At 75.5% G+C, this 22143-nt stretch carries 14 protein-coding genes; 11 read left to right on the forward strand and 3 right to left on the reverse strand.

Features of this window, described 5'->3' with window-relative positions:
- Window positions 1–5 precede the first annotated feature (5 nt).
- The 6 genes from O7625_RS19210 to O7625_RS19235 all read left to right on the forward strand — a co-directional run bounded on the left by O7625_RS19210 (window position 6) and on the right by O7625_RS19235 (window position 10095).
- Window positions 6–1094, forward strand: coding sequence for a hypothetical protein (locus O7625_RS19210; RefSeq protein WP_282340343.1), 1089 nt, complete (start codon window positions 6–8; stop codon window positions 1092–1094).
- Window positions 1091–2146 carry a hypothetical protein gene (locus O7625_RS19215; protein WP_282340344.1) on the forward strand — a complete coding sequence of 352 codons (1056 nt, stop codon included), beginning with the start codon at window positions 1091–1093 and terminating at the stop codon, window positions 2144–2146. Before O7625_RS19210 ends, O7625_RS19215 begins: the two co-directional genes overlap by 4 nt.
- A gap of 6 nt (window positions 2147–2152) precedes the next feature.
- The gene (locus O7625_RS19220) at window positions 2153–4570 is read left to right on the forward strand and encodes a hypothetical protein (protein WP_282340346.1); all 2418 of its coding nucleotides are present in this window, start codon (window positions 2153–2155) and stop codon (window positions 4568–4570) included.
- Between the two features lie 95 nt (window positions 4571–4665).
- Entirely contained in the window at window positions 4666–8046 is a 3381-nt protein-coding gene (locus O7625_RS19225) for an AAA family ATPase (protein WP_282340347.1), read from the forward strand.
- Between the two features lie 324 nt (window positions 8047–8370).
- On the forward strand, window positions 8371–9036 hold the full coding sequence (locus O7625_RS19230; protein ID WP_282340348.1) for a sigma-70 family RNA polymerase sigma factor: 666 nt from the start codon (window positions 8371–8373) through the stop codon (window positions 9034–9036).
- Between the two features lie 78 nt (window positions 9037–9114).
- Window positions 9115–10095, forward strand: coding sequence for a hypothetical protein (locus O7625_RS19235; protein ID WP_282340349.1), 981 nt, complete (start codon window positions 9115–9117; stop codon window positions 10093–10095).
- A gap of 108 nt (window positions 10096–10203) precedes the next feature.
- On the opposite strand, the gene O7625_RS19240 is transcribed toward O7625_RS19235, so the two are convergent.
- The 3 genes from O7625_RS19240 to O7625_RS19250 all read right to left on the reverse strand — a co-directional run bounded on the left by O7625_RS19240 (window position 10204) and on the right by O7625_RS19250 (window position 15300).
- On the reverse strand, window positions 10204–11928 hold the full coding sequence (locus O7625_RS19240) for a ricin-type beta-trefoil lectin domain protein (RefSeq protein ID WP_282340350.1): 1725 nt from the start codon (window positions 11926–11928) through the stop codon (window positions 10204–10206).
- A gap of 176 nt (window positions 11929–12104) precedes the next feature.
- Complete coding sequence (locus O7625_RS19245; RefSeq protein WP_282340352.1) at window positions 12105–13709, reverse strand: AMP-binding protein; 1605 nt, start codon at window positions 13707–13709, stop codon at window positions 12105–12107.
- A 25-nt stretch (window positions 13710–13734) separates the two neighbouring features.
- Window positions 13735–15300 (reverse strand): NAD(P)-binding domain-containing protein, encoded by a 1566-nt coding sequence (locus tag O7625_RS19250; protein ID WP_282340353.1) that lies wholly within the window; start codon window positions 15298–15300, stop codon window positions 13735–13737.
- Window positions 15301–15363: 63 nt separating this feature from the next.
- Between O7625_RS19250 and O7625_RS19255 the strand changes: the two genes are divergently transcribed.
- Genes O7625_RS19255 through O7625_RS19275 form a run of 5 tightly spaced genes read left to right on the forward strand, consistent with a single transcriptional unit; the run spans window position 15364 to window position 22095 of the window.
- On the forward strand, window positions 15364–16881 hold the full coding sequence (locus tag O7625_RS19255) for an aromatic amino acid ammonia-lyase (RefSeq protein WP_067312170.1): 1518 nt from the start codon (window positions 15364–15366) through the stop codon (window positions 16879–16881).
- Window positions 16862–18433, forward strand: a complete 1572-nt coding sequence (locus O7625_RS19260) for an NAD(P)-binding domain-containing protein (RefSeq protein ID WP_348773958.1) — start codon at window positions 16862–16864, stop codon at window positions 18431–18433. Before O7625_RS19255 ends, O7625_RS19260 begins: the two co-directional genes overlap by 20 nt.
- Window positions 18420–19496 (forward strand): alpha-hydroxy acid oxidase, encoded by a 1077-nt coding sequence (locus O7625_RS19265; protein WP_282340355.1) that lies wholly within the window; start codon window positions 18420–18422, stop codon window positions 19494–19496. Before O7625_RS19260 ends, O7625_RS19265 begins: the two co-directional genes overlap by 14 nt.
- Window positions 19493–20833, forward strand: a complete 1341-nt coding sequence (locus O7625_RS19270) for a cytochrome P450 (protein ID WP_282340356.1) — start codon at window positions 19493–19495, stop codon at window positions 20831–20833. Before O7625_RS19265 ends, O7625_RS19270 begins: the two co-directional genes overlap by 4 nt.
- Entirely contained in the window at window positions 20830–22095 is a 1266-nt protein-coding gene (locus O7625_RS19275; RefSeq protein ID WP_282340357.1) for a cation:proton antiporter, read from the forward strand. The genes O7625_RS19270 and O7625_RS19275 overlap by 4 nt, the downstream gene beginning before the upstream one ends.
- The last annotated feature ends 48 nt before the right edge of the window (window positions 22096–22143 follow it).

Below are 22143 nucleotides of genomic sequence, written 5' to 3' on the forward strand. Positions count from 1 at the left end.
GGGGCATGACCACGACGACCGGGCCGACCACCGATCGGCGTACCGCCGTGCACCGGCTGTTGCTGCGCCTGGCCGGGCAGGTCCCGGACGAGGTGGTCAGCGCGGCCCGGCAGTGGCTCGCGGCGGATCAGCTGGCCGAGGTGGCCCAGGCGGTGGCGTTCACCTGCCTGACCGGGGGCGTCGGGCTCACCGCGCCCGAGCACGCGCTGCTCGCCGGGGTCCTGGCCGACGCCGGTGCGGACGGCGACGTGCTCGCCGGGCTGTCCACCGGCGAAGCCCCGCCGGTGGCGTACGGGATGGCTCCGGTGGGACCGCAGGTGCTGGCCGCAGCCGGCGGGCGGATGCCGTACAGCATGGACCTGACCGTGGGTGGGGACGGCCCGGGCGGGCCCGACGACCTCGACCGGGCCGCCGTCGCCGCGGTGGCTGCCGCACCCGGGCCGGTGGGGCTCTGGCGGACCTGGCGGTACCCGGCCGTGGACACGCCGTATCCGGCGCCGAAGCGGCTCTACCTCGTGCAGGGCGCGGAACCGGTCGCCCTCGCCGCCCGGATCGGGTCCACCCTCGATGCGGCCGGGGAACGGCATCCGCTGGTGGAGGCGTTCGGTGAGCCGGTGGAGCTGCCGGAGTACCAGCGGCGGGCGCTGGCGTACTCGGCGCTGCTCTGGGCGGACCGCCCCGCCGGGCCGCTGCGGACGGCCGCCCCACCGGACCCCGCCGCCCCGCCCGGCACCCTCGACGACGACGAGGCGGAACGGGTCGTCGCCTACCTCGGCGCGGGGGTGCCGCTGCTGACCAGTCCGCAGCGGTCGGCCGACGGCTTCGATCCGGCGTCGGCCGTCGACCCGGTGCCCACGGGTGTCCGGGGCGACGGGCGGTGGCTGTGGCCGGAGGCGGTCACCTACTACGCCGACCAGTACGGTTTCGCCCCCGAACCGGACCTGCTCGCGGCGATCCGGGCCGCCGACTACACCGCCCCGACCCTGGACGCGGTGGCGGTGCACCGTTCACTGTCGTACCTCTTCGCGGCGTTGTGCGACCCCGCCCGGATCGGGGTGAACCACCCCGGCGGATCCCCCGTTGTGGAGGCATGAGCGTGCCGTCGGCGATGCACCGGCTCCTGCTGCGGATCGCCGGGCAGGCCCCCGCCACGCTGCTCGGCACCGCCCGCGCCCGGCTGGCCGACGGTGCGGTGACCGAGGTGGCCCGGATGGTGGCCTTCGCCGCCGTCGCCCGGCAGATCCGGCTGACCGACCCCGACGTGCTGCTGCTCAGCCGGGTGCTCGTCGCCGCCGGCGCGGCCGCCGACCTGCTCGCCGACCTGCCCCGCGCCGGGGACGACCGCACCCCGCCCTACCTCTGGACGCCGGACCCACCCGCCGACCCCGGCCCACCCGGGTCGGCCCTCTCGGGTGTGCACCCGCCGGTCGGGGACGTCGCGTCCGGTGGCGTGGACGAGGTCGACCGGGCCGTCGTCGACGCCCTCGGCGGCGGGGAGGAACAGCCTGCCGGACTGTGGCGGGCCTGGCGACGTCCGGCCCCGGCCACACCGTACCCGCCGGCTGCCCGGGTCTACCTGGTCCAGGCCCGCGCCGGGGCGGTCGCGCTCACCGCGCGGCTCCAGGCCGCCCTGGTGGCGGTGGGCGAGACAGCCCCGCTGGTCGAGGTGTTCGGGCACCTCGCCGGGCTGCCGGCGTACCACCGGCGGGCGCTCGCGGGGGCCGTCCTGCTCTGGGCCGCCCGGCCGGCCGAGCGGGTACGCGTCGCGGCGACCTTCGACACCCTCGACGCGACCGGAAACCCGACCTTCGGCCCCGACCGGCCCCGACTGTCGACCACGGAGGCGAACCGGGTCGCCGGCTACCTCGCCGCCGGGTTCCCCCTGCTCACCGGCCCGGCCCAGGTGCCCGACGTGGTCACCCCGGGCCGTACGGTGCCGGTGGACCTGCTCGGCGACGGCCGGTGGATCTGGTCCGCCGCCACCGCGCACTACCTCACCCGGTACCGGATCGCCCCGGACGAGGGTCTGCTGGCGGCGATCCGGGCGGCCGGCTACGCGCCCCCCGACGTGGACGCGGTGGCGGTGCACCGGTCCCGGGCGACGCTGGTCGAGGCCACCGGCGCGGTCCGACGGACGGCGGGCTGACCGACGATGACCGACCCGCCCGACCCCGTACACGCCGCCGTCGTCGGTGCCGTGCTCCTCGTGCACGCCGCCACGGAGCCGTACGCCGCCCTGGCCGGGGTGGCCGCCCGGCTGCCGGCCGACCCGGACCGTACCGTGGTGCTCTGCTCGGCGGCCGTGTCGGCCCGACCGGACCTGTTCGCTCTCCTGGCCGACCTGCTGCCCCGCCAGCTCGGCGGGTCGGCCGCCGGGTTCCGGCTGGTCCCGCTCGGCGGCTACGCCGACCCGGTGGCGGTGCCGGACGCGGCGGCCGGGCTGGCCTCGGATCTCGGGATCGACGGGGCGGTGCCGTTGGACGCCCCGGCCGTGTCCACCCGGGCGGTACCGGCGGCCCGCCGGTGGATCGTCGCCGACGGCGGGCCGGCCCGACCGGAGCAGCCGGCCGCCGCCTGGTGCCCGCCGCCTGCCGGACCGTCCCGGCCGGTCGACGGCCCCGAGGGCTGGCTGGTCGCCCCGGTCGGGGACGGCTACACGTGGCTGCCCGCCGCCTGGCCACCGCCGCCCGCCGGGGACGCGGTACGGGCGGAACGGGTGGGTGGTGACGGTCCGGCTGATCCCGGCGGGCCGCCGCCCGGCGACCGGGGTCGCCCACCGGGTCGACCCGTCCCCGGTGGCTGGTCGTTCCTGCCCGGGGACGACCTGCCGGGACGGCGGGCTCCGGTGCCGCTGGACGTCTTCCTGGTCGAGGTGGCGCTCGGCGCGGGCGGCTTCCAGGTGGACGGCCGGCCGGTGCCGCCCGGGGTGCTCGCCGGTCACCTGGCGGCCCTGCCGCGCGCCGGACGACCCGTGGTGCTCTGCGGGGACGCACCGTACCCCGCCACGGCCGGGATGCTGTTCGGGACTCTCGCCGACGCCCTCGGCGTGCCGGTCGTCGCCGGTGACGCCCGGGTCGAGGTCACCGCGACGGGGCTGCTGACCACCACGGGCACGTTCCGCCGGTGGTGTCCCCGGCCGGCGGCCGGCACCGCCCGCACGGTGACCGACCTCGGTCCCGTGCTCCCCGCCCCGGCCGCCCTGCCCGCCGCGTCCCCCACGCCACCCGTCGCCCCCGCCACACCCGAACCGACCGGCACCGCGCCTGCCACGACAGGTGCCGCGCCTGCGATGACCGGCACCGCGCCTGCGATGACGGGTGCCGCGCCTGCCGTGACCGCCGCGGGCCCGGACGGGTTGGCCGCCGCCACATCGGACGGTTCCGGGGCGGCCCCCGACGCCCCGGGCGTGCTGCTGGTCGGCGGGTCCGCGTCGGCCGTCGACCCGGCAGCCGTGCCGGCGGACGGTGCGGACCGGTGGCAGCGGCTCACCGCTCCCCGGCTCGACCTGCTGCGGATGGGGTCGCCGGAGGTGACCGGAGACGGCCGTCCGCCGGCCCCGGAGCCGACGGACGTGCCCCCGCCCGGCCCGGAGAGCCCGCCCCCCGGCCCGACCGCGCCACCCACCGCAGCCCACGACCACCCGGCCCCGGCACCCGGCCGGCCGGACACCCCGGTCGGGACACCCGACGCGGCGTCCGACCGACCGGAACCGGTGCGCGGTCCGGTGGCCGACGACCCCGGGCCGCGACCGGCCCCGCCGGGCCCGACGCGGGTTCCGGTGACGTTCCGTCTCGACCGGAGTGCGCCCACCGCCGGGGACCGGACGGCGCTGCGGCGGATCCTCGCCGGCCGCTACGACTCGTACACACAGGTGGTGACCCGGACCCTGGCGGAGGAACCCGGCCTGCGGGTGGCCGCGGTGAGCGCGCCGGACCTGCCGGCGGGCCTGGTCGCGGTCCGCGCCTACTGCGTCGGCGAACGGGAGACGGTGAACGCGGTCCTGCGGGGCGAGGCCGCACCGGCCGACGATCCGGCGGTGCTGGCCCGCTGGGTGGGCTACGGGCTGCGTCGCCTGCCGGTGGTCTTCGGCCCGGTCTTCCGGGCCGCGGCCGTCGCGCCGCCGGGCGGCTACCCGCCCGGCACGCTGCTGGTGGAGCCGGCCTTCCTCGACGTCGACCCGACGCCCACGCCGGTGCCGGACGCCGGGGTGCGGTTCGTGATCTGGTCCGTCGGCGCCCGCCGGCTGGGCGGTCTGGGCACGGCCGGCACCGGGGCCCGCGCCGCACCGGCCGGCGTCCCCACCGGGGCCCGGACCGACGGTACGGCGGTCTTCCCCGCCGGGACCTGCTTCCAGGTGCTGGCGGACGAGCCGGTGGGCGACCGCGAGCCGCGGCAGGTGTTCCTGCGGGAGTTACCGGCCGGCCGGCCGACCCCGGGCGGCGAGCAGACGCTGCAGCGGTTGCGGACGGCAGCCGGGGCGGGGGACGTGCCGGGCGGCGGTACCCCGCCGTTGCCGGTGGGGGTCGGCGTCGACGGATCGGGGCGGTTGTTCGCCCCGCCGTCGGGATGACCGCCGGTGGTGGGACGGGTCGGCACGACGGAACCCGCCCGACGCCGGTCGGCCGGCGGCACACGGGGATCAACCAGACGAGAGGGTGGTGAGGGGTGAACAGCACCGTGATGGCGGTCTCCCAGACGGAACCGGGGTGCCCGCCGACGATCGCCGGCGCGTTGGCCGTCGCCCCGGTCGGTGCCACCGTCGTCGTGCAGCCGGGGGTGTACCGGGAGCAGCTCCAGCTCGGCGGCGACGTGACGCTGATCGCCGAGGAGGGACCGGGCACGGTCACCATCGACGGGGGCGACGGGGTGGCGCTGCACGTCGGCGCGGGAGAGGTGACGCTGCACGGGATCGAGCTGCTCGGTGGTGGCGGGCACATGCCGGCCGTCCAGGTCGGCGGCGGTCGACTGGAGCTCACCCGGTGCGGCGTGCGGGCCGGTGGTGTCGTCGCGGTGCACGTGCCCCGGGGCGAGCTGACCATGCGGGACTGCCGGGTGGGCAACCCCGCCGGGGCGGGCCTGCTGTTCGAACGCGCCGGCACCGGTGAGGTCGTCCGCACCACGGTCGCCGGGATCGGCACCGTGGCGGTGGCCGTCACCGGCGGCGACCCGGTGCTGCGCGGCTGCACGATCACCGACGTACGCGGCAGCGGGCTGTTGTGCACCGGCGGCGGCCGGGGGCTGGTGGAGCAGTGCGTGGTCTCCGCCGTCGACGGCCCCGGCGTGGTGGTCGAGGACGGCACGATCCGGCTGGTCGACACCCGGATCGTGGACACCGGTGGCACCCCGCTGCTGGTGACCGGGGGCAGCCCCGAGCTGACCGGCTGCGAGATCCGCACGGCGACCGGCCCGGCGGCGCTGGTCGACGGGGCCGCCGACCCGACGCTGCGCGACTGCGTCCTCGGCGTCGAGGGCGGGCACGGGCTGAGCGTCCAGGCCACCGCCACCGGCAGCTACCTGGGGTTGCGGGTCGAGACGACGACCGGGGCCGCGGTGGTGGCCAGCGGCACGGCGGCCCCCCGGATCGAGGACGGCACGTTGACCGCCACCGACGGGGTCGGTCTGCTCTTCGTCGACGCGTCGGCCGGTGCCGTCCGGCGGGTGACGGTCGTCGGATCCCCGGGCGGGCTGCTGGCCCGGGGCACCGCCCGCCCGGAGGTCGACGACCTGACCATCACCGCGCCGGCCGGGGACGGGCTGCGGGTCGCGGAGTCGGCCCGGCCGAGGGTGCGGCGGGGCGAGGTGACCGACGCCGGGTCGACCGGCGTGCTGGTGACCGACGGGGAGTTGACCGTGGAGGGGATGACCCTGCGCGGCTGCGCGACCGGTCTGGTGGTGGCGGCCGGGCGGTTGCGGGCGACCGGGGTGGACGTGCTCGACAGCCGGGGTGCGGGGTTGACCGCCCAGCGCGGGGCGACGGTGCAGCTGCGGCGCAGCCGGGTGCGGGGCGGCGACGGGCCGGGGGTGTGGTTCGCCGGGGAGTCGCAGGGCGAGGTGACCGGGTGCGAGGTGTTCGGCAACACCGGGCCGGGGGTGCTGGTGCAGACCCGCCGGCCGGTGCGGCTGGTCGACACCGAGCTGCGGGGCAACGCGGGCGGTCGGCTGCGTACCACGGTGGATGACGCCGCGGTGGAACTCGTCGGCACCGACGCCGGTCCCGCGCCCACCGGCCGGGCCGGTGACCCCGTGCCCGCCGGCCCGCCGGTGGACGGGCCGCACCGGCCGCCGGAGCCGGCCGGGCGGCCCGACCCGGTGGCCCCGGCGCGGGCCGCCGGTCCCGCGGTGCCGGCGACGCCGTCGGCCGGTGCCCCGACCACCGACGATCCGGCCGCGCCACTGCTGGCCGAGCTGGACACGCTGGTCGGCCTGGCCGGGGTGAAGCGGGAGGTGGCGACCCTGGTCGGGCTGCACCGGATCAGCCGCCGCCGGGCCGCCGCCGGGCTGCCGGCCCCGCCGATGTCCCGGCACATGATCTTCGCGGGTGCGCCGGGCACCGGGAAGACCACCGTGGCCCGGCTCTACGGCCGGATCCTGGCCGCCCTCGGCGTGCTGCCCGGTGGCCAGCTGGTCGAGGTGGCCCGCGCCGACCTGGTCGCCGAACACATCGGTGGTACGGCGGTGAAGACCACCGAACGGTTCCGGGAGGCGATCGGCGGGGTGCTGTTCATCGACGAGGCGTACACCCTCGCTCCGGTCGACGGGGGTGGCTCGGGGCACGACTTCGGTCGGGAGGCGGTCGACACGCTGGTCAAGCTGATGGAGGACCACCGCGACGAGGTGGTGGTGATCGTCGCCGGTTACTCGGCGCAGATGCGTACCTTCCTGGCGGCGAACCCGGGGCTGGCCTCCCGCTTCTCCAAGACCGTCGAGTTCGAGAGCTACACCTCGCCGGAGCTGGTGCAGATCGTCGAGCGGCTGTGCCGCAGCCACCACTACGCCCTGGAGTACGACACCCGGATCGCCCTGGAGTCGTGGTTCGAGTCGATGCCGCGTACCGGTTCGTTCGGCAACGCCCGGGTGGCCCGGCAGACGTTCGAGGAGATGGTCAGCCGGCAGGCGTTCCGGCTGTCCGACACCGGCGCCGCCTCGGGGGTGGAGCTGGCCCAACTGCTGCCGCAGGATCTGGCCGAGCCGGCGGCCGGTCCGGTGGACGAGGAACCGCCGGCCGGCGCGGTGGACGCGCTGCTGGCCCGGCTGCACGCCATGATCGGGCTGGACGCGGTGAAGCAGGAGGTCGCCGACCTGATCGACCTGCTGGCCGCCGTACGGACCCGGGTCCGGGCCGGGCTGCCGGCGCCGTCGGTCTCCCGGCACCTGGTCTTCTCCGGGCCGCCCGGCACCGGCAAGACCACGGTGGCCCGGCTCTACGGGCAACTGCTGACCGCGCTGGGCGTGCTACGCGGCGGCCAGTTGGTCGAGGTGGCCCGTGCCGACCTGGTCGGTGAGTACGTCGGGCACACCGCGCAACGCACCCGGGAGGCGTTCGAGCGGGCCCGGGGCGGGGTGCTGTTCATCGACGAGGCGTACACGCTGGCCCCGGTCGACGCCCGCAACGACTTCGGCCGGGAGGCGATCGACACCCTGGTCAAGTTGATGGAGGATCACCGGGACGAGGTTGTGGTGATCGTCGCCGGCTACGAGGCGGAGATCGAGCAGTTCCTCGCCGCGAACGCCGGACTGGCCTCCCGGTTCTCCCGGCGGGTCCACTTCGCCCCGTACACCGCCGACGAGCTGGTCGCCATCTTCGAGAGTCTGGCGCGAGCCGGCGGCTACGACTGTCCGGGGGAGACGCTGGCCGCCCTGCGGCAGCACTTCGAGCAGGCGCCGCACGGGCGGGCCTTCGGCAACGGCCGGTACGCCCGCCAGGTGCTCGACGAGGCGGTGACCCGGCAGGCGGGCCGACTGCGCGGGCTGACCGGGCCGACGGTCGCGGACCTGCGTACCCTGCGCTCCGAGGACGTCACCCCCGCGACGGCCGCACATGCCTAGCCGGCCGCGACGGCGGTTTCTGCCCAGCTGGCGACGACGGCCGTGCCTGCCCAGCCGGCGGCGCCGGCCCGGCCGGCCGGGGCGGTGGGGGTGGTGACCGCCGGGACGCCGGCCGGGCGGGTGGTCCGTCGGCATCGGACCCGGTGCGCCCCGGCCGGCACGGTGCCCGCGGCGTCCGGCCCACGCCGACGGATGCCGGGTGACATCAGCGACGGACCGTCCGACGGTGACCCGTATGCTCTCCTGGATCGACGTGGGACCGGCGGTGGGAGCGCGCCTGCGCAGCCGGTCAAGCGGACGGTGAGCGTGCTGGGGAGGCACCGGGTGGCAGCTCTTTCTCGCGTGCCGGATGCGGACGCGCCGGGCGGGGCCGGCATCGGGGTGGCGGCGAGTGGCACCGCCGGGGTGTCCGGTGCCGCTGAAGTGGCCGGTGCTGCCGGAGTGTCCGGTGCCGACGCCGGAGGCCCGCCGCCCGCCGCCGACCTGGCTCCCGACGCGCGACTACGGGCGCTGCACGAGGCGCACGCCGAACCGCTGTTCCGGTTCCTGCTCCGGCTGGCGGTCGGTGAGCGGCAGCTCGCCGAGGATCTGCTCCAGGAGACGATGATGCGTGCCTGGCGCAGTATCGACAGCCTCGCCACCGACCCGGAGACCCAGCGGCGTTGGCTGTTCACCGTGGCCCGTCGGGTCGCCATCGACATGGCGCGGGCCCGGCAGGCCCGGCCGACGGAGGTCGGGTCGCTGGATCTCAGCCGGATGCCGGCCACCGCGGACGAGGCGGAACGGGTGGTGACCGCGCAGACCGTCCGGGAGGCCCTGCCGAAGATCAGCGCCGAGCACCGTCGGGTGGTGGAGGCGGTCTACTTCCGCGGCCTGTCCACCGCCGAGATCGCGGCGGCCTTCGGTATCGCCGAGGGCACGGTCAAGTCCCGGGCACACTACGCGCTGCGTGCGCTGCGCGCCGTCATCGGCGAGGTGGACGGTGTGTGAGGCGTCCGCCACGGTGGCGATGGCATACGATTGCGGCGGCGGACCGCGTACCGCCTCCCCGAGCAGAGCTGACAGGCCATGACCGACCTCCGAAGCGACAGCGACGCCCCGGGTCCGGTGGCCCACCCGCAGCTCCAGTGGTGTGCTCCGTACCTGTGGGGTGACCTCGACCCGCAGGACGAGTGGGAGTTCGAGCGTCACCTCGGCACCTGCACGGTCTGCCTGGACGAGTGTGACCGGCTGGGTCCGCTGGTGGGCGCGTTCTCCGGGTTCACCACCGGCGAGGTGGCCGACCTGCTCGCCGACGCCGACACCCCCGACCCGACGCCGCCCCCGCCTTCGGCCCTGACGCGGCCTCCGGCCCTGACGCCGCCTTCTGCCCCGACCCCGACCCCGACGCCGCCTCCGGCCCCAACTGTGACGTCGGGAGTCGCTGACCCGACTCCGACATCGGGAGGCGCCGAGTCGAGCCCGGAGGCCGTCGAGCCGGCCACGACCGTCGGTGCCGGCGGCACGCCGCCGCGTCCGGCCCCGCCGGACCGGCGTCCTCCGGGGGATCCCGGACCGGCCGGGCGCGGGCCGGGCGGTCGCGGCTCCGACCGGTCGCGGCGGGGCCGGCGGCGCTGGTTGGTCGCCGGCACGCTGGCCGTGGTCGCGGCGGTGTCCCTGGGCGTGACGATCGGGCAGTGGCAGCAGGGCGGCCCGCCCGACGCCCGGAGCACCGTCAACCCGGTCAACGCGGGGGTGACGGTGGAGGGCGCCGGTGTCACCGCGCGGCTCTCCGTCACCGTCGTGGCCCGGTCCGACCGGTCCGGCCCGGTCTCCGGGGTGCGAGCCACCGTGGTCGGCCTGACGGCCGGGGTCGAGTACCGCCTCTACGCGGTCGCCGCCGACACCCGCACCTACCAGGTGGCACAGTGGACGGCGACCGCCGGGCCGCAGGAGGTCACCGGTGAGATCCCGGTCGCGCTGGAGACCCTGGCGTTCTTCGCGGTCGCGGAGGCCGACGGAACCGCTGTGGTGTCGGCCCGGATCGGCCGTCCCACCGGCCCACGGTAGGCCACCCGGCCCGGTACGCCACCCGGGTGGCGGTCGAGGGGGCCGAGGTGGCGGTCGGCCGGACGAGCCGGGTTCCGGTCGCGGCCGATCGGCCGTCCCGGCGGCCCGCTACGCCTTCACCTTCGTCCACTTCTGGTTGGCCTCGCCGGTGCACGTCCACAGTTGCAGGCCGGTGCCGCTGGCGGTGGACCAGTCCCGGATGTCGACGCACTTGCCGATGGCCGAGTTGACCAGGTCCCCGGAGCCGTTGATCCAGAACCGCTGTGCCCATCCGCCGTTGCAGGTCGCCAGCTGGATCCGGGTGCCGTCGGCGGAGGAGGCGTCGGCCAGGTCCATGCAGAGCGAACCCATCCGGACGGTCTCGCCGCCGAGGGTCCACTTCTGCCGGGCCGAGCTGCTGCAGCCCGAGATCACCAACTGCTGGCCGTCAACGGCGGCGGGGGCGTGCACGCAGGTGCCGCCGTATCCCCGGATCCGGTAGCCGGTCGGTGCCGCCGGCGGCGGCGTGGTGGACGGGCGGGCGGCGGCCGGCGTGGACGGAGCGGCCGCCGGGGCGGGCCTGGTCGGGCCGGCGGCGCTCGGGCGGGGCGAGCCGACGCCTGCGGCGGTGCCGATGCCGGCGGCGGTGGGCAGTGCCAGCACCGGTCCCCGGGTGCCGGCGGGCAGCGGGGGGCGGGACGACGGACGGCCGCCGAGCCGGGGGTCCTGGGCGTAGAAGGCGGCGTAGGCCAGCACCCGGCCGGCGTTCTCGTCCACCATGCCCAGGTCCGGGCCGCCACCGGCCTGGATCCCCGGACCCCACTGGAAGGCGGCCAGGGCGAGCGGGTACGGATCGGCGGTGAGTCCACCCAGGTCGGTGGTGAGAGCGCACATCGTCCGGCCGAGGGTGGCGATCGCGGTGGCGGCGTCCCACGGCGACTGCCCGGCGGTCGCGTAGCGGCTCCACACGGTGGGCAGGAACTGGGCGATGCCCTGCGCACCGTTGGCGCCGAGCAGGTGCGGGTTGAACGCCGACGCCGCCATGAGTTGGCCGGCGATCTTGGCCGGGGTGACCGCCGGGCAGGTCCGGCCGGCGGCGAGGATCGCCGTCAGGTACTCGTCGGGAATGGGGCGGGGTGCGCTGCCGGCGGTCGGTGCGGGCGGGGCGGGGGTGGGTGTCCGGCCCGCCGTGTCGAAGTCGGGCTGCCGGGAGTACCACTCGGCGTAGCCGACGACGGTCCGCACGTATCCGGACGCCGCGTCGGGGACGCCCCGGTCGGCCTGGACGGCGGGCATCCCGGAGTGGTGGGCCGCGAGCGCCAGTTCCCAGGTGTCGCCGTCGATCTCGCCGCGCGCGACCTGCCCGACGAGGTCGCACATGTGGTGGGCGAGCGCGACGATGTTCGCCGCGACGTCCAGCCGGGGCGCGTCGGGCCAGGGCAGCCACCGCTTCCACAGCTCGTCGGTCAGGCCGGCCACCCCGGAGCCACCCCGGTCGGTGCGCGCGTCGGCCTCGAATCCCGAGGCGGCCATGAGCTGACCGGCCAGGCGCGGCGCGGTGAGCGTCGGGCAGGAGAGCGCGGCCTGGGCGATCAGCGGCACCTGGTCGGCGGGGACCGCCCGACCCTCCACGGTCTCGGCGGTGGCGGTGCCGAATCCGGTGGTGGCGGCGAAGCCGGCCAGGCCGGCGAGCGCCAGCGCCAGCACCCCGGCGACGATCCGCGCGACGATCGGCGGACCGGGCAGCCGGGACAGCCGTCGCCGTGCCGCGCCGGACAGTGGTGACAGCCGTCGCCGTACCGCGCCGACGAGTCGCTCCAGCCGCTGGCGGTGGGACGTGGTGGTCAGTGGCACCGGTGCGCTCCTCGACAGGCTGTGGCTTCGACCTCTCAACGCACCGAGCCAGCCGAAGGTTCAGTCGGATCGGTGCAGAGTTTGCCGGTAGCGACCGGTCGCGGCAAGTGCCCCGGCAGCGGCGTCGGCGGGCTGGTGGGAGAGGTGCCGTGCGCCCCCGCGTACTGTCCGGCGACTCAGGATTGGCCGGGTGCCCCCAGGGCGCGCTTGTCCGGCTTGCCGCTCGGCCCGACCGGAACCCGGGCGATCGTCTCCACGGTCTTCGGGGCCGCCGCCGGTCCCAGGGCCGCCACCACCCGGGCGCGCAGCCGTTCCGCGTCCGGCTCGTGACCGGCGGCCGGCACCACGTACGCGTGCACCGCCTCGCCGGTGACGTCGTCGGGGCGGCTGACGACGTACGCCTCGGCGACCGAGGGGTCGGCGGCGAGGACCCGTTCGATCGGGCCGGCGTACACCAGGTTGGCGTTGACGATGATGACGTCCCGGACCCGGCCGAACAGGTGCAGGTAGCCGTCGGCGTCCAGCCGGGCCAGGTCGCGGGTGCGTACCCAGCCGTCGGTGAACACGTCGGCCGTCTCGACCGGATCGGCCCAGTAGGCGGTCGCCTGCGCCGGGGTCCGTACGTAGAGTTCGCCCTCGGCGGCGGGTCGGCCGTCGGCGTCGCGGATCGACAGGTCGACCACGGCGGGCGCCCGGCCGACCGAGGCGAGGGTGGCCGGTCGGGCCAGCAGCTCGGCCGGGGTCACCATCGCGATCATGCCGGTCTCGGTCTGCCCGTAGCCGTGGAACACCACCGGGCCGAGCACGTCGAGCGCCTCGGCGAGCCGGGAGGCGGTCAGCGGGGAGCCGGAGACGACGAGGGCGCGCAGGCTGCTCAGGTCGACCGGATGGGCGCGCTGGTCGCGGACGAGCTGGTGCAGCTTGCCGACGGTGATCACGCTCGCGGTCGCCCGGTGCCGGGTGATCATGCCGGGGAAGCCCGGCGGGCGGGCGGCGACCAGGGTGCCGCCCGCGGCGAGGGTGAGGATGCCGTACTCCAGCATCACCTGGCTGCTCAGCGAGCCGAAGACCAGGTAGCGCCCCAGCCGGGGGGCGAGGGCGGCGACGGCCGGCGGCCACCGGTCCGGGTACGCCGCCCAGGCCGCGCTCATCGCCGCGTACGTCTGGGCGCAGCCCTTGGGGTTGCCGGTGCTGCCGCTGGTCCAGGTGATCCGGGCGATGTCGGTGGGCCGGCCGGCGGCGACCAGCGCGGTGCCGTCGTCGGGGGTGGCCACCAGCGCGGCGAGCCGGGCGTCGTCGACGAGCAGCGCGTCGTCGCTGCCGAGCAGCCGCTCCAGGGGCGTCGGGGGTAGCTCGGGCCGGAGCCCGGACACCCGGGCGCCCACCGCGAACGCCGCGATGACGGCGGCGAACGCCTCCGGGGTGACGCCGAGCCGCAGCGCCACCCCAGTGCCCGGTCCGACCCCGGCGGCGCGCAGCCCGGCCGCGATCCGTCGTACCAGCGCCGACATCCCGGTCGCGTCGACGATCCGGTCGCCGTCCTCGAACACCGGCCGGTCGCCACCGGTGGCGAGCAGCCGCAGCACGGGCTGCGGCCAGACCTCACCGCCGCCGGACGGCTCGCCGGTCGCCGCACCGGACCCGACCCGGCCGTCCCCCGCCGACTTCGGGACGGCCGGGCCGGGCTGCTCCGGGGCCCGCCGGGCCGGGCCGGTGCCGGCCAGCGGACGCCCGCCGACCGGCACCGGTGGACGCGCGGCCGGGCCGTGCTCAGCCGGCATCGGTGGACGCGCGGCCGGGCGGTGCTCAGCCGGCATCGGACGGCACGTCCCCGGCCTCGGCCAGCACGCCCTTGAGGAACAGCGCGAGGGGCTGCTGGTGCACCCCGGGGATGTTCCAGTCGTTCTCCAGGTTCTCGGCGAGGTGGTGCGTGGCGACGACCCGGCCGCCCCGGTGCACCCGGACGACGGGGTGCAGGTAGCTGGCGTCGTGGGCGTGAGCGGCGTCGTTCTCGGCGATCCGCGGCACGGTGATGTCGAACGGGTCGACCTGGTCGTGGTCCGGGCCGTACTCCAGAGTGGTCACCAGCGCGAACGGTTCGGGTCCGAGGCCGCCGTCGTGCAGGTAGGCGACCGGGACCTCCTCGTGGTAGCGGGCGGCGCCCCCGGAGAGGACCACGACGTCGCCGAGGACGCCGAACTGCTGCCACAGCGCCGAGGTCCGGTTGATCCGGGCGATGATCGCCTCGGTGATCGCCTCGGGGGTGGCGTCCAGGGTGGTGGACGGCCACGGTGTGCCGTGGTGCCGGGCGGCCAGGATCCGGTGCAGGGCGCGGACGCCGTACCGGAAGCCGTGGATGAAGCCGTTGGTGGAGCGCTTGAAGTCGCGCTGCTGGGTGAGGGTGCCGGCGAAGTACAGGCCGGGCACGTTCACCGACTCGAAGCTGGCGGTCTGCTCGGGGAACCGGTCGTTGATGACCAGGTCGGGCCGGGCCGACGGGTCGAAGATGCCGGCGTCGAAGCGGAAGCCGGTGCAGAGGATCACCCGGTCGTAGTCGATCTGCCGGAGCGACTCCCGGGTCCGGGCGTACCGGAAGTCGATCCGGTAGCCGCCGTCGTCGCGGCGGGCGATCCGCTCGACGGTGCCGTCGAGGACCGCGTTCTGCGACTTGAGCTGGTAGGTGTCGAGGAAGTTGTTGTTGACCGCGCGCAGGTGCCCGACGTAGTGGGTCTGCCAGGCCAGCCGGATCGAGTGCGGTCCGGCGACGTGGATGACGGCGGCGGTCCCGACCAGGGCGTCGGCGGTCTCGAAGGCCGAGTTGCCCTTGCCGATGATCAGGACCCGCTGGTTGGTGAAGTCGTCCGGGTCGACGCTGACCGTGTCGTAGCGTTCGGCGAGGTCGACGCCCTCGATCGGCGGGACGTAGAGCTGGGAGACGCCGGTGGCGACGACGACCCGGCGGGCGGTCAGCGTGTCGTCGCCGGTCTCGACGCGGAACAGGTCGCCGTCGCGGGCGATCCGGGTGACCCGGGTGTCGTAGCGGACCCGCCGGCCCTCGGCGAAGGCGGCGAGGTAGCGCACCATGTCGTCGGCGTCGGGGAAGTAGCGTCGGCTGAAGTTGCCGAACAGCAGCGCCGGATCGTCGGTGAGCAGCGAGTTCCAGTCGGAGCGCAGGTTGAACTCCGGATCGTCGGAACCGGTCCAGATCTTGTTGATCGAGATCAACTGGCGGTGTCGCGGGTAGCGGCTGAAGAACGTGCCCGGTGCCGATCCGGCCTCCAGCACCAGATGCTCGCGGCCGTCGCGCTCCAGCAGGGCGGCGAGCTGGAGCCCGGCCGGTCCGGCTCCGATGATCAGGTAGTCGAGCGTCATGCGGCGCACCGTATCGGCCCGATTTCAGAGCGTTCTGAGATTTCGTCTCTAGGGTCCGGTCGCATGACGACAGAGGTAGATCTCGCGGCCCCGCTGCGGATCGCCGACCTGAGCGCCGCCCGTGACCCGGTCCGGGTCGTGGTCGGGCCGCAGGTCCGCGACCGGGTCACGCACACCCGTGTCTTCCTGTCCGAGGTGCTCGGTGAGGACCGCGCGGTGTACGGCAGCACCACCGGCTTCGGCGCCCTCGTCGGGTACGCCGGCCGCGCCGACCTGCGCGACCAGGCCGACAACACGCTCGCCCACCTCGGCGCGGGCCACGGCCCGGACCTCGCCCCCGAGATCGTCCGCGCGACCGTGCTGGTGCGGGCCTGGTCGTTGGCCCAGGGTGCGTCGGGGGTGTCCCCGCACGTCGTCGACGCGCTGGCGGCGATGCTCGGCACCACCTTCGTGCCGGCGGTGCCGAGGTGGGGCTCGGTCGGCGCGAGTGGCGACCTGATCCCGTTGGGCGCGGCGGCCCAGGCGCTGCGCGGTCGCGGTCACGCCTACCTCGACGGGGTACGCCTGCCGGCGGCCGAGGCGTTGGCGCGGGCGGGCCTGGAGCCGCTGCCGCTGGACGGTCGGGACGCCCTGGCCCTGGTCAACGGCACCTCCCTGACCACCGCGGCGACGGCGCTGGCGCTGTCGGCCGTCCGGGCCGTGCACCGGGCGCAGCAGGTGCTCACCTGCCTGCTCGCCGACCTGCTCGGCGCGGACCCGCAGTTCCTCGACGCCCGGCTGCTGCGGGCCTACGGCCACCCGGGCGCGATCGACGTGGGCGCGGGTATGCGGCGGGTCAGCGACGGGCTCGTGCCGTCCGGCAAGCGCCCCCTGCAGGAGCCGTACAGCATCCGGTGCGCCCCGCAGCTGCTCGGCGCGGCCGAGGACGCGTTGCGCCACGTCGACGCGGTGGTCGCCGCCGATCTGGGCAGCGTCAGCGACAACCCGCTGTTCTTCCCCGACGAGGATCTGGTGGTGCACGGCGGCAACTTCTTCGGGCAACCGGCCGCGTTCGCCGCCGACCTGCTGTCGATGGTGGTGGCCCAGCTGGGCAACCTCGCCGAACGGCAGCTCGACCTGCTGGTCGACCCGCACCGCAACGGTGGCCTGCCGCCGATGCTGGCCGCCGGCCCGGGGCAGCAGCACGGGCTCCAGGGGGTGCAGCTGGCCTCGACCGCGCTGATCGCCGAGATCCGCCGGGACGCCATGCCGGCGAGCATGCAGAGCCTGCCGACCAACCTGCACAACCAGGACGTCATCCCGCTCGGCACCCAGGCCGCCCTGCGGGTCTTCGACCAGGCCGGACTGCTCCGGCTGATCGTCGGCTCGCTGGCGCTGGGGCTGCGGCAGGCCGCGCACGTCGGGGCGCGGACGCCGACCGCGCCGGGCTGCGGCGAGGCGCTGGCGGCGCTGGCCGCGGCGATCCCGCCGGTCGACCCGGACCGCCCGTTGGACAGCGACGTCCGGCGGGCCGCCGACGTCGTGGACGAACTCGGACTCCCGCTGACCTCTCTCACCCTGGATGGCCGTCGTGACGCTTGACTACCTGATCATCGGGGCCGGACCCGCCGGCCTGCAACTGGCCGCGCTGCTCGAGGCCGACGGCCGGCGCGACTACCTGGTGCTGGAGGGTGCGGACATCCCCGGCGCGTTCTTCGCCACCTACCCCCGGCACCGGCAGCTCATCTCCATCAACAAGCCGCACACCGGCTCCGACGACCCGGAGCTGAACCTGCGGCTGGACTGGAACTCGCTGCTCACCGACGACCCGGCGCTGCGGTTCACCACGTACACCGAGCGGTACTTCCCGGACGCCGAGGTGATGGTGCGCTACCTGGCCGACTTCGCCGCCAAGACCGGGGTGAAGGTGCGCTACGGCGCGCGGGTGACCTCGGTGTCCAAGGTGGACGGGATCTTCGAGGTGCACGCGGGGGAGACCTTCCGGGCCCGCCGGGTGGTCGTCGCCACCGGGGTGTCCCGGCCGTACCTGCCGGACATCCCGGGGCTGGAGCTGGCCGAGCAGTACGCGGACATGCCCGTCGACCCGCGCGACTACCTCGACCAGAAGGTGCTGATCATCGGCAAGGGCAACTCCGCGTTCGAGACCGCGGACAGCCTGATGGAGACCACCACGCTGATCCACCTGGCCGGGCCGAGTTCGGTGCGGATGGCCTGGCGGACCCACTACGTCGGGCACCTGCGCGCGGTCAACAACAACTTCCTGGACACCTACCAGCTCAAGTCGGCGAACGCGATCCTGGACGGCACCGTCCGGCGGATCACCCGCGACGCCGACGGGTACACGGTGACCTTCGCGTTCTCCCGCGCCGACGAGGTGGTCAAGGAGCTGCGCTACGACCGGGTGCTGGTCTGCACCGGGTTCGCCTTCGACGCGTCGATCTTCGACGACTCCTGCCGGCCTGAGCTGGCGATCCGGGACCGGTTCCCGGCGCAGACCGCCGAGTGGGAGTCGGTGAACGTGCCCGACCTGTTCTTCGCCGGCACCATCACCCAGGAACGGGACTTCAAGCGCTCGACGAACGGCTTCATCCACGGCTTCCGCTACGCCGTCCGGAGCCTGCACCGGATTCTCGAACGCCGGTACGGGGACACGCCGTGGCCGGCGGAGAAGCTGGACGCGACCGGGGCGGCGATCACCGACGCGATCATCGCCCGGGTCAACCGCACCTCGGCGCTGTGGCAGCAGTTCGACGTCCTCGCCGACGTGGTCACCGTCGCCGGCACCGAGGCGCGCTACCACGAGGAGGTGCCGGTGGCGTACTTCACCGGGACCGGCCTGCGCACCGCCGACCACGACTACTCCGACGCCTTCGTGGTCACCCTGGAGTACGGCCCGGAGCACGACCAGGTGGACCCGTTCGACGTCACGGTCCGCCGGGTGGCCCAGGACGTCGTCGGTCAGGCGCACGACGCCGCGTACCTGCACCCGGTGGTCCGCCACCACCGGGCCGGGCAGGTCGTCGCGACCCACCACCTGGCGGAGAACCTGGAGAACCGCTGGGACCGGCCGGAGGTGCACATGACGCCGTTGGCCGCGTTCGTCGACCGGTGCCTGCGCAGTGTCGGGGACTGACGTGCTGGCCGCCGACGCGGTCGGGCTGAACCTGGCCGAGGTGGCCGCCGCGGCCCGCCGTCGGCTGGATCCGGTGCACTGGGACTTCTTCGCCGGTGGGGCGGGGGACGAACGGACCCTGCGGGCCAACGAGGCGGCCTTCGCCCGACGCTGGCTGCGGCCCCGGGTGCTGCGCGCGGCCGGTGAGCGCGACCTGCGGCTCTCGCTGTTCGGCAGCCCGGTCAGCATGCCGGTGCTGATCGCGCCGACCGCGTTCCACCGGCTGGCCCACCCCGAGGGTGAGGTGGCCACCGCCCGGGCCGCCGCCGACGCCGGCACGGTCATGGTGGTGAGCATGGCGGCCACCCGGCCGGTGGAGGAGGTCGCGGCGGCCGGCGGGCCGCTGTGGTTCCAGCTCTACCCGCACGCGGACCTGGAGTTCACCGCCACCGTGGTCCGGCGGGCGGTGGCCGCCGGCTGCCGGGCTCTGGTCGTCACGGTCGACTCGCCGGTCTTCGGCCGGCGGGAACGCGACCTGCGGCACGGTTTCGTCGACCTGCCACCCGGCCTGGTCTGCGAGAACATGCGGGACGCGGCCGGTCGGGTCCGGCCCATCGAGATGAACGCGGGGGTGGGCTGGGAGCTGATCGGGGTGCTGCGCGGGCTCACGTCGCTGCCGATCCTGCTCAAGGGGGTGCTGCATCCGGCCGACGCCCGGCTGGCCGTGGAGCACGGGGTGGACGGTGTGCTGGTCTCCAACCACGGCGGCCGGCAGCTCGACGGGGCGCTGGCCACCCTGGACGCGTTGCCGGGCGTGGTGGCGGCCGTCGACGGGCGGGTGCCGGTGCTGGTCGACGGCGGCCTGCGGCGGGGGGTCGACGTGCTGGTGGCGCTGGCCCTCGGCGCGACGGCCGTGCTGCTCGGCCGTCCGGTGCTCTGGGGGCTCGCGGCGGGCGGCGCGGCCGGGGTGCGGCACGTGCTCGACCTGGTGCGCGCCGATCTCGACCGGGCGCTGGCGCTGGTCGGCGTCGCGCGGCCGGGCGACCTCGACGCCGATCTCGTCACCACCGGGGCCCCGGGGTGAGCGCGCCGGTCGTGCTGGGCGTGCTGGTCGCGTTCGGGGTGGTCGGGACCTTGCCGCGCTGGCTGCCGGCGGCGGTGGTGCGGCTACGGCAGTGGGTCTTCGCCAGGGTCAACGGCGGGGAGGGCATCCCGGTGCCCGGCCCGCTCGTCGACGTCGAACACTTCGAGCGGGTCTACGCGGACCCGGCGGCCGACGGGCGCAGCCGGGGCGCCGGCCTGTCCGACCTGTTCTGGTACTGGCTCTCGCCCGGCCCGCACATGCACCAGGAGCACCTGGAGCCGGGGGAGCGCTACCGGGCGGTGGCGGCGGTGACCCGGCGGGTGCTCGCGGTGCGTCCGCAGCGCGCCGACGCGCTCGCCACCGCGGCCACCCGCCGGGTGCTCGACGAGCTGCCGGCCGGGCGGATCCACCACGTCCGGCTGCGGGACCTGATGATGCCGGTGTGGGCGGAGGTCTTCCACGAACTGATCTTCGACGAGGAGTGTCCACCGGAGGTCCGGGCGCTGATCGTCACCAACGCCACCGACGTGGCCGCCGCCCTGAAGTGCACCGGCCTGCGGCACCTGGACCGGCGCTACCCGCTGACCCGCTACCTGCGCGGGCGGGTCGAGGCGGGTACCTGCCCGGTGACCCTGCCGGCGCCGTTCACCGTCGAGGAGACGGCCTGGTACCTGCACGGCGCGTTCGGCACCACCGCCGTGGTGCAGATGTCCGAGGCGATGGCGCACGTGCTGCTCTCGCTGGCCACCCGTCCGGACCTGCAGCGTTGCCTCGACGACGACGACGCCGTGGACCGGGTGGTCGACGAGACGCTGCGGGTGCATCCGCTCTTCGGCGTCGCCCACCGGATCACCTCCGCGCCGATCGTGCTGCCGACCGGGGTGACCCTGGCCACCGGATCGGTGCTGCTCTTCAACTATCTGGCGTTCCAGCGCAGCGGACCGGCCGCCGACGACCGGTTCGACCCGGACCGGTGGCGGACGCTCAGACCCCGCGACGCCCACTTCATCCCGTACGGCGTCACCGCGAACCGGGCCTGCCCGGCGCGCGGGGTCGCGCCGGTGATGTTGCGCGCCGCCACCCGCGAGGTGCTGCGCCGGTACGCCCTGGCGTCCTCGGTCGCCCACAGCCGGTCGCTGCCCAGCCGGGGACCGGCGTACCTGACCCCGGCCGGGGTGGCCGGCCCGGGATGGCTCCGGCTGGCCGCGATGCGGTCCCGGGACCGCTGGGCCGACGTGGGGCGCAGCATCCGGCAACTCGTGCTCGGCGCGTGGATGGTCGTCGACGCCCGACGGCAACGCTTGTGCACCACCTACTTCGAGGAGGCGGTCCGGTGACCCCGACCCAGTTGGCACCGCGGTTCTTCATCGCGGTCGCGGTGATCCTGATCTTCTGCAAGGCGGTGGCCTGGTTGCTGGGCAGGGTGGGGCAGCCCGCCGTGGTCAGCGAGATGCTCGCCGGCGTGCTGCTCGGCCCGTCGCTGCTCGGCCTGGTCCTGCCGGACGTCAAGGACGCCCTGTTCCCGACCGCCCTGCTCCCGGTGCTCTACGTGGTGGGTCAGGTCGGCCTGGTGCTGTTCATGTTCCAGGCCGGGTACGCGTTCGGGGCGCACCGGGTCACCGGCCTCGCCGGCACCGCGGGGCTGGTGTCGCTGGCCGGGGTGACCGCGCCGCTCGCGCTCGGCGTGCTGCTGGTACTGGTGACGGCGGACGCCGTGCCGATGCGGGCCGACGGGACGTCGCTCGGGGTCTCGGCGGCGTTCGTCGGCGTCGCGCTGGCCATCACCGCCTTTCCGATGCTGGCCCGGATCATCACCGAACGTGGGCACGCCGGCACCCGGCACGGCACCCTGTCGCTGGCCAGCGGCGCGCTCGACGACATGGTCGCCTGGATCATGCTGGCCGTGGTGCTGGCCTTCGCCTCCGGCCGGGCCGGGCCGGCGATCGTCACCGCCGGCGGCGCGGTCCTGTTCGGGCTGGTGCTCTGGTTGGTCGGGCGTCGGGTGACCACCGCGCTGATGACCAGCCCCCGCCTCAACGACAGCGCCCGGGTGCTCGGCACGGTGGCGCTGCTCTTCCTGGTCGCCTGGTACACCGACGAGATCGGCCTGTACGCGGTCTTCGGCGCGTTCGCGGTCGGGGTGGTGATGCCGCACACCGCCAACACCGACCGGGTGGTGGACACCCTCACCCCGGTCGCCGCGACGGTCTTCCTGCCGCTGTTCTTCACCTACTCGGGCCTGCGGACGGAGTTCGGGCTGCTGGGCAGCGCGCCGGTGCTGCTGTTCGCGGTGGCCTGCGTGACCGCGGCGATCGTCGGCAAGTTCGGCGCCTGCTGGGCGGCGGCGCGGCTGCGGGGCGAGTCGCAGGGCGTCGCGTTGCGGGTGGGCGCGTTGATGAACGCCCGGGGTCTGATGCAGCTGATCGCGCTGAACGTCGGGCTGGAGGCGGGCATCGTGAACGCGTCGCTGTTCACCGTGCTGGTGGTGGTGGCGCTGGTCACCACCATGATGACGACGCCGTTGCTGAGCTGGATCGAGCGACGGGAGGCCCGCAGGGGCGGGGAGGTCCACCCGCCGTCGCTCGTGGTGGCGAAATGACAAAGAGATAGCTGTCTCTATTTGGGGGTCCTCTGTGCGATCGTGGAC

Source organism: Micromonospora sp. WMMD714, from assembly GCF_029581315.1.
Lineage (GTDB): Bacteria > Actinomycetota > Actinomycetes > Mycobacteriales > Micromonosporaceae > Micromonospora > Micromonospora rifamycinica.